Raw genomic sequence first — 8,230 nt, forward strand, 5'->3', positions numbered from 1 at the left:
AGGGCTGTGAGCCAGACGACACCAAGGAATCAAAAAAAACTTTCCAGAAGGGGTTGTGCCGCCGGCCAGGGTTTGCGAACCTCTACATGGCGATCGGGACAGCAGAAGCACTAGCCCCTTGAGAGCCGGAATCCCCCTACCGCCCCAACGGGCCACGGCGCGGACCTCCCCCCGCGGAGGCCGGGCGACGGCTCGTTCCTGTCGGGGGGTTCGTGAAAGCGTTCACATTCACAAGCAACACCACCGCAATTCGCAGGAGATGGAGCAGACATGGACTGGCGTCACAACGCCGTTTGCCGCGAGGAAGACCCCGAGCTGTTCTTCCCGATCGGCAACACCGGTCCTGCGCTGCTGCAGATCGAGGAGGCCAAGGCCGTCTGTCGTCGCTGCCCCGTGATGGAGCAGTGCCTGCAGTGGGCCCTGGAGACCGGCCAGGACTCCGGCGTCTGGGGCGGGATGAGCGAGGACGAGCGCCGCGCGATGAAGCGCCGCGCCGCCCGCAACCGCGCCCGCAAGGCCACCGCCTGACCGCACCGTGCCCGACCCGCGGCGGCCCGCCCATCGGCGGGGGCGCCGCCCGGGTGCCTTGATGCGCAGCGCGCAGCACCCACGCGAACCCGATGAGCCCCGGCTCCCGGTCCGCACTCCCCCACCGGAACATTCCCGGTGGGCGGGGAGGCGGCCGGGCCGGGGCTCCCGCACGTTCCGGCGCCGGTCACGGGGCCCCGACCGGGGGAACCCGGGCCGTGAGCCGGGGCCGGACCGTCCGGTCTCAGCGCTTGCGCCCCGGTGCCAGCGGCAGGTCCAGCACCACCCTGGTGCCCCCGTCCGGCACCCGCTCCATGTCGAAACGGCCCTCCAACTCGCCCTCCACCAGGGTCCGCACGATCTGCAGTCCCAGGTTTCCCGACGTGTGCGGGTCGAAGTCGGCCGGCAACCCGCGTCCGTCGTCCTGGACGGTCACCAGGAGCCGGCCCCCGCGCCGGGCCGGCTGGTCCCCACGGGTGGCGGCGACCTCCACGGTGCCGCGCCCGCCGGGCTCGAAGGCGTGTTCCATGGCGTTCTGCACGACCTCCGTGAGCACCATGGACAGCGGGGTGGCGGTCTCGGCGTCCAGCACGCCGAACCGGCCGGTGCGCCGCGTGGTGACCAGGCCGGGCGACAGCTCCGCCACCATCGCCAGCACCCGGTCGGCGATCTCGTCGAACTCCACCCGCTCGTCGAGGTTGTGCGAGAGCGTCTCGTGGACGATGGCGATCGAGCCGACCCGACGCACCGCCTCGTCCAGGGCGGCCCGGGCGCTGTTGTCCCCGGCCGCGTCGATCCGGCGGGCCTGGAGGCGCAACAGGGCCGCCACGGTCTGGAGGTTGTTCTTCACCCGGTGGTGAATTTCCCGGATGGTGGCGTCCTTGGTGATCAACTCGCGCTCGCGCCGGCGCAATTCGGTGACGTCGCGCAGGAGTATCAGGGAACCGACGCGCTCACCGCGCGGCTTGAGCGGGATCGCCCGCAATTGAATGACGCATTCGTCGCCCTCGATCTCGGCTTCCCGGGGCGCCCACCCGCTGGCCAATTTGACCAGGGACTCGTCCACCGGCCCCCGGGTGGGGGCCAGATCGGCCGTGGTGGGCCCCAGCCGCAGTCCGACCAGGTCGGTGGCCAGACCCAACCGGTGGTAAGCGGACAGGGCGTTGGGGCTGGCATAGAGGACGGTGCCCTCGGTGTCCAGGCGGATGAAGCCGTCCCCCACCCGGGGCGCGCGATCCATCCCGACCTGTTGGCCGGGGAAGGGGAAGGCGCCGTTGGCGATCATCTGGGCGAGGTCGGAGGCACTCTGCAGGTAGGTGAGCTCCAGCCGGCTGGGGGTGCGCACGGTGAGCAGGTTGGTGTTGCGGGCGATCACGCCCAGTACCCGGCTCTCCCGGCGCACCGGGATGGACTCCACCCGGACCGGCACCTCCTCGCGCCACTCCGGGTCGCCCTCGCGGACGATCCGCCCCTCGTCCAGCGCCGCGTCCAGGAGGGGCCGACGGCCCCGTGGGACGAGGTGGCCGACCATGTCGTTCTGGTGCGAGGTGGGCCCTGTGTTGGGCCGCATCTGGGCGACGGAGACATAGCGGGTACCGTCCCGGGTCGGCAGCCAGAGCACCAGGTCGGCGAAGGAGAGGTCGGCGAGCAACTGCCACTCCGAGACCAGGAGGTGCAGCCACTCGAGGTCGCCTTCGTCCAGGTCGGTGTGGAGACGGACCAGATCGTTCATGGAGGGCACGGCGCGAGCCTACCTCCCCGTCCACCGGGGACGCCGGGAGCCGGCGGGGTGCGCGGCGGGGCTGTCGTGAGGTCCCTGACCCGCGCCGGTCACCGGCGTGCCGGCGCCGGAAAACGGGTGGGGTGGGGTGACACCCGCCGAACGTGTCGCCCACCGCGCCACGGGCCGCGGGAGCGGACGGTGGAATCGGCCGGGGGCCCGGTGCTTACGACCTCCGAAGGCGGGATCCCCCCACCGGCCCGCCCGGGGGCGCCGGGCGGGGTCCGGCATCGGAGGATGAAGGCGGAATCACGTTCACGGGGTCCGCGTCGCGAGGTTGGTCACGGGTTTGTTCACGGCATGGACATAGGAGCCGGACCGGTCCACAATGGAGGAGCACACCACGTGTGCGCGATCTTCTGCCCCTCACCGCACAGAGGGGTGGAGCGCGATCCGCGGCGCTTTCTGCCCTGACGGCACCCGGACGCGTGTCGCTCCGGGCTGCGGTGCCGGAAGGGCTGAGGGTCTCTTCCCGGTGCCGCGGCCCGTGGGTGTTTCCGGGCCTTTCCCGCCATGTTCCCCACGGTTCCGCCGGGGTCCGCCGGGGTCCGCCGACCCGGGGTTCCCGGGGTGTCGGCCGGCGCTTCGGTTCCCGCTCCGGCGAGAGGTGTCTCCGCGAAGCCCCCGGCGTGCCGGAACCTTCTCCGCTCCCCCGTGCCACGGCCGGCCCCCGGGTCGCGGGGGCCGGCCGTGGCACGCGCTCCGCCCGCCGGAACCGGTGGGTCGGTGGGTCAGTGGGTCTCCGTGACCTTCGCCAGCGAGCGCGGGGCGTCCGGGTCCTGACCGCGCGCGAGGGTGACCTCCATCGCCAGGAGTTGCAGCGGCAGGATCTCCAGGATCGGCTGGACCTCCTCGGCGACCCCCTCGGTGGGCAGCACGAAGCCGGCCGACGCCTCCGCCACCCGCTCCCTCGATCCGACGACCACCAGGTCGGCACCGCGCTCGCGCAGCCGCTCCAGGACCGGGCGCAGCGCCTCGCCGCCCCGCCCGTCGGGAACCACCGCGATGACCGGGAAGACGTTGTCCACCATGGCCAGCGGCCCGTGCAGCAGGTCGGCGCCGGAGTAGGAGAGGGCGGGCACGTAGCTGGTCTCCATCAGCTTCAGCGCCGCCTCCTTGACGGTGGGGTAGCCGTAGCCGCGCGAGGTGAGGACCATGCGCTCGGCGAAGCGGTAGCGGCCGGCCAGTTCCCGCACCTCCTCCCCCCGCGCCAGGATCTCCTCCGCCAGCTCCGGGAGCCGGGCCGCCGTCGGCACCCCGTCGTGCCCGCGCAGCGCCTCGACGAAGAGGTACAGGGCCAGCAGCGAGGAGGTGTAGGTCTTGGTGGCGGGCAGGGCGTACTCGGGGCCGGCGAGGATGTCGATATGGTGCTCGGCGGCCTCCGCGAGCGGGGAGTCCGCGTTGTTGGTGACGGCGAGGGTGATCGCGCCGGCCCGCCGGGCGGCCCGGGTGGAGGCCACCAGATCGGGCGAGCCGCCGGACTGGCTGACGGTGATCACCAGGACGTCGGTGAGGTCCGGACGGGCGTCGTAGGCGGTCGTGGTGGACATCGAGGTGAGCCCGCAGGGCAGGCCGTGCAGGATCTCCAGCAGGTACTTGGCGTACAGGGCGGCGTTGTCCGAGGTGCCGCGGGCGGTGAGCAGGACGAAGCGGGGCCGGCGGGTGGCGATCGCCCCGGCGACCGCCCGGATGCGGGGCGCGCCCTCCTCGAGCAGGCGGCGCAGCGCCCCGGGCTGCTCGGCGATCTCGCGGGACATGATCCGGCCGGGGGTGTCGGCGGACACGGGGCCTCCTGGGTGTGACGTGCGGGTGGCTGCGGGATGTGGGCTGCGGGGAGCGCGGTCGGCGTGCGACCGGCGCGCGGCGGGACGGCGGTGTCCGGCCGGTTCGGGGGCCGGACGATCCGGGACCGGGTACGGCCGGCGCTCCGGGGTGCGGGTCCGGCGCGGTGCCCGGCCGGACCGGCTCCGGGCCGGTGCCCGGATCAGTGGTCGGGCGGTTCGGGCGGCGGTCTCCCCCCGGCGCCGGCGCGGAACCGGGGTGGACGGTCCGGGAGGGTGCCCCCGCCCGGCGGGACACCGTGCGGGCCGTCACGGAGGACCGGGCGGCCGGCTCGGCACCGGTCCGACGAGCCGAACGGACCGGTCGGGGCCCGGGCCCCGACCGGTGCCGGCCCGACGGAGCTGCCGGAACCGACCGTACCGACCGGTCCGACGGGCCGGCTCAGGCCCCGCCGGCGCCCGGCGACCGACCGGTCAGCACCTCGGCGGCGGCCTCGGCGCAGACCCGGGCCGCGCCGTGGGTGGCGATGTGCAGGGCGCCGGACGGCGGGGCCTGCGGTACGCCCATCTCCACGACTGCGGTGTCCGGGCGGGCGGCGACCAGTGCGTCGAGTACCCCGGCCATCCACGCGTGCCGGTGGACGTCGCGCACGACGACCACGAGCCGCCGGTCGCCGGTCGCCCGCAGCACCTCGTCGACCAGGGCGGGCACCTCCGTCGCGGCGGTGCGGTCCCGGCGGTCGGTGGTGGTGCCGGGCAACAGGCGGGTCAGCTCGGGGCCGAGGCCCCACGGGGTCTCGGTGCCGACGGCCACGTTGGCGGTGGGGGTGAGCACCAGGACGTGCGCGGGGCCGGTGAGCGGGGCGAACGCCGGCGCGCCGGCGGGCGCGGAGACCCGCACCGCGCGCCGGGCGGCCTCCGCGCCGATGTCCCGCCCGGCGGCCCCGGTGTCCCCGGCGGGGGTCCCGGCCCCGAGTGCCTCGGCGCGGCGGGCGGCGGTCCACCGACCCAGGGCGCGCACCCGCTCGGCGGCGTCGTGCAGCCGCTCCCCGGGCAGTTCCCCGGCACGCACCGCGTCCACCAGGGCGTCGCGCATCCGCAGCACCTCGGCCTCGTCGGAGGGGGTGCCGCCGACGCAGATGGCGTCGGCCCCGGCGGCGATCGCGAGGACGTTGCCGCGCTCGACGCCCCAGCGGGCGGCGACGGCGTCCATCTCCATGCCGTCGGTGACGATGACCCCCTCGAAGCCGAGGCCGCCCTCGGCGACGGGGGCCCGCAGCAGGCCGTTGAGCACGGCGGGGCTGAGCGTGCCGGGCAGTTCGGGGTCCAGCGCGGGGACGAGGATGTGCGCGCTCATGACGCTGCGGGTGCCGGCGGCGATCGCGGCCCGGAAGGGCAGCAGCTCGCGTGCGGTCAGGGTGTCGCGGTCCACGCCGATGCGGGGCATCGCGAGGTGGCTGTCCACGTCGGTGTCCCCGTGGCCGGGGAAGTGCTTGACGCAGGCGGCGACACCGGCGGACTGCAGGCCCTCGACGTACGCGACGGTGTGCCGGGCGACCAGTTCGGGGTCGGCGCCGAAGGAGCGGGAGCCGATGACGGGGTTGTCGGGGTTGGAGTTGACGTCCGCGGACGGCGCCCAGTTGAGGGTGATGCCGCGGGCCACCAGGCGGCGGCCGATCTCGGCGGCGACCGCCCGGGTGAGGTCGGGGTCGTCGACGGCGCCCAGGGCGAGGGAGCCGGGCACGGAGGAGCCGGTGCGCACCTCCAGGCGGGTGACGTCGCCGCCCTCCTCGTCGAGGGCGACGAGAACCTCGGGGTTGGCCTCGTGCAGCCGGGCTGTGAGGTCGGTGACCTGCCCGTCGGAGACGACGTTGCGGCCGAAGAGGCCGACACCGGTCATGCCGCCGCTCTCCAGGAGTCGCAGCAGCCAGGCGGGCGGGGCGTCGGTGCCGTGGAAGGTGGGGTGCAGGACGGCGAGGGCGTCGCGCTCGAGGCCGTCCGTCCCCCGGGTCGCGGTGGTCGGTGCGGTCATGTCGGGGGTCATCCCTTCACGGCACCGGCGGCCATGCCGCCGGTGACCCGACGCTGGAGGATCAGGAAGAGGACCAGGACCGGGATGGTCACGAGGGTGGAGGCGGCCATGGTGGCGCCCCAGTCGTTGCCGAAGGCGGTCTGGAAGCTGGACAGCCACACCGGGAGGGTCTTGGCCTCTGGCGCCTTGTTGAGCACCAGGACCATGGCGAACTCGTTCCAGGCCATGATGAAGCCGAAGATCGAGGTGGCCATCAGGCCGGGGGCGAGCAGCGGGAAGATCACGCTGAAGAAGGCGCGGGTGCGGGAGCAGCCGTCGATCAGGGCGGCCTCCTCCAGTTCCTTGGGCACGGCGGCGATGAAGCCGCGCAGCGTCCACAGGGTGAAGGGCAGCGCCATCACGAAGTAGATGATGGTCAGGGCGAGGAGGCTGTTGAGCATCTCCAGGTCCCGGGCGTTGAGGTACATCACGATGATGAGCACCTCCCACGGGGCCATCTGCGCCATCATGATCACCAGGATCATGCCGCGACGGCCCTTGAACTCCATCCGGGCGATGGCGAAGCCGGCGGCGAGTGCGACCAGCAGGGCCAGCAGCACGGCGCAGACGGTGACGACGAGGCTGTTGCGGACGTAGGTCCAGAACAGGTCCGCGCCCATCGCGGTGGAGTAGTTCCCGAAGGTGGGGGTGAAGAGGAAGACCGGGTCCCGGGTGAGGATGTCGCCGCGCTGCTTGAGGGAGCTGGCGATCATCCAGTAGACGGGGAAGATGAAGACGGCGGCGGTGATCAGGGCCACCGCGTTGGGCCAGATCCGCTGGAAGCGACGGCGGAAGGGCATCCGGGAGGGGCCCCCGTCGGGGGTGCGCGGGATGCCGGCGACGGTCTGCCGGACCGGGTCGGAGGGCGGCGGGGCACCGTGCGGGCCGGCGATGTTGACCTCGGCGAGGCGGCCGACGACCCCGCCGGCGGCGGCACCGGTGGGTCCGGCGGCGGTGGAGCGCGAGGGGCCCTCCGGGCCGTTGACCTCCGGGGAGCCGGAACCGCCGTCGGCACCGGCTGCGGTGGTGTCCTGGCTCATGACTGCTGCTCCTTCTCCTGCTTGAGGATCAGGTGGAAGTAGTACGACATGGCCCCCAGCAGGATGAGCAGGGTGAGCACGGAGATGGCGGCGGCGGCGCCGAACTGCTGCTGCCCCATGCCCTCGATGTAGGCCATGACCGGCAGGGTCTCCGAGGCGCGCGAGGGTCCGCCGCCGTTGAGGGCGTAGACCTGGGCGAACGCCTTGAAGACCCAGATGATCTCCAGGAAGGTGGTGATCAGGAAGAACGGCTTCATGATCGGCAGGACGATCGACCGGAAGATCCGCCAGGCGGAGGCGCCGTCCATGCGGGCGGCCTCGTAGATCTCACCGCTGACGGTGGTCAGGCCGGCGTAGAGGTTCAGCGCCACGAAGGGGATCGACATCCACACGATGAGCAGGGTGGCGATGGCCAGCGTGGAGGTACCGGTCCCGAACCAGTTGTGCTGCTCGAAACCGGTGAAGCCCAGGGCGCCCATGAACCAGTTCATCAGGCCGTACTGGGTGTGGAAGATCCAGGAGAACAGCACCGTGCTGGGGATGATCGGCATCGCCCAGGCCATCACCAGCGCGATGGAGAGGGTGAGCCTCATCCTCCTGCCGAGCCGGTTGAGCAGCAGCCCGATCAGTGTGCCGAGCACCATGATCAGGACCACGTTGACGGCCATGAAGACGAAGGTGCGTACCAGCGTGTCCCAGAACCGGGGGTTGTTCAGGACCTCGACGTAGTTGTCGAAGCCGGCCCACTCGGTGGTGCGGGAGATCAGCTGACGACGCCCGAACTCCTGGAAGGAGATCAGCACGTTCCTCAGCAGGGCCCATCCCAGGACCACACCGAGGGAGAGCAGCGCCGGGGCGATGAGCAGGTAGGGCAGCCAGCCGGTGGGCACCCGGCGGCCGGTGGCGGCGGCCGGCGCCGCGGGCTCGGCTGCCCGGGCCGGTGTGGTCATGGGGTCTTCCTCGCGATCGGACGGTCGTGAGCCCGGCTGCGCCGGCGCGGCGGGGGGTCGGCGGCGCAGCCGGGCTCACG

At 73.1% G+C, this 8,230-nt stretch carries 6 protein-coding genes; 1 reads left to right on the forward strand and 5 read right to left on the reverse strand.

From position 1 onward, the window contains the following. Positions 1 to 270 precede the first annotated feature (270 nt). Positions 271 to 528: a WhiB family transcriptional regulator gene (locus tag LZF96_RS22230; protein ID WP_143622905.1), complete on the forward strand. Its 258-nt coding sequence runs from the start codon at positions 271 to 273 to the stop codon at positions 526 to 528. Between the two features lie 244 nt (positions 529 to 772). Here the strand turns inward: LZF96_RS22230 and LZF96_RS22235 are convergent, their stop codons facing one another. The 5 genes from LZF96_RS22235 to LZF96_RS22255 form a co-directional block, all read right to left on the reverse strand. Then, positions 773 to 2,260 (reverse strand): sensor histidine kinase, encoded by a 1,488-nt coding sequence (locus tag LZF96_RS22235; RefSeq protein ID WP_233875859.1) that lies wholly within the window; start codon positions 2,258 to 2,260, stop codon positions 773 to 775. Between the two features lie 779 nt (positions 2,261 to 3,039). Further along, positions 3,040 to 4,065, reverse strand: a complete 1,026-nt coding sequence (locus tag LZF96_RS22240; RefSeq protein WP_233875861.1) for an SIS domain-containing protein — start codon at positions 4,063 to 4,065, stop codon at positions 3,040 to 3,042. A gap of 466 nt (positions 4,066 to 4,531) precedes the next feature. Then, the gene (locus tag LZF96_RS22245; protein ID WP_233875845.1) at positions 4,532 to 6,121 is read right to left on the reverse strand and encodes a glycoside hydrolase family 3 protein; all 1,590 of its coding nucleotides are present in this window, start codon (positions 6,119 to 6,121) and stop codon (positions 4,532 to 4,534) included. A gap of 8 nt (positions 6,122 to 6,129) precedes the next feature. Then, on the reverse strand, positions 6,130 to 6,960 hold the full coding sequence (locus tag LZF96_RS22250) for a carbohydrate ABC transporter permease (protein ID WP_233875863.1): 831 nt from the start codon (positions 6,958 to 6,960) through the stop codon (positions 6,130 to 6,132). A 236-nt stretch (positions 6,961 to 7,196) separates the two neighbouring features. Beyond that, positions 7,197 to 8,150, reverse strand: coding sequence for a carbohydrate ABC transporter permease (locus tag LZF96_RS22255; protein WP_233875847.1), 954 nt, complete (start codon positions 8,148 to 8,150; stop codon positions 7,197 to 7,199). Positions 8,151 to 8,230 lie beyond the last annotated feature (80 nt).

Source organism: Streptomyces sp. ST2-7A (assembly GCF_021390475.1).
Classification (GTDB): domain Bacteria; phylum Actinomycetota; class Actinomycetes; order Streptomycetales; family Streptomycetaceae; genus Streptomyces.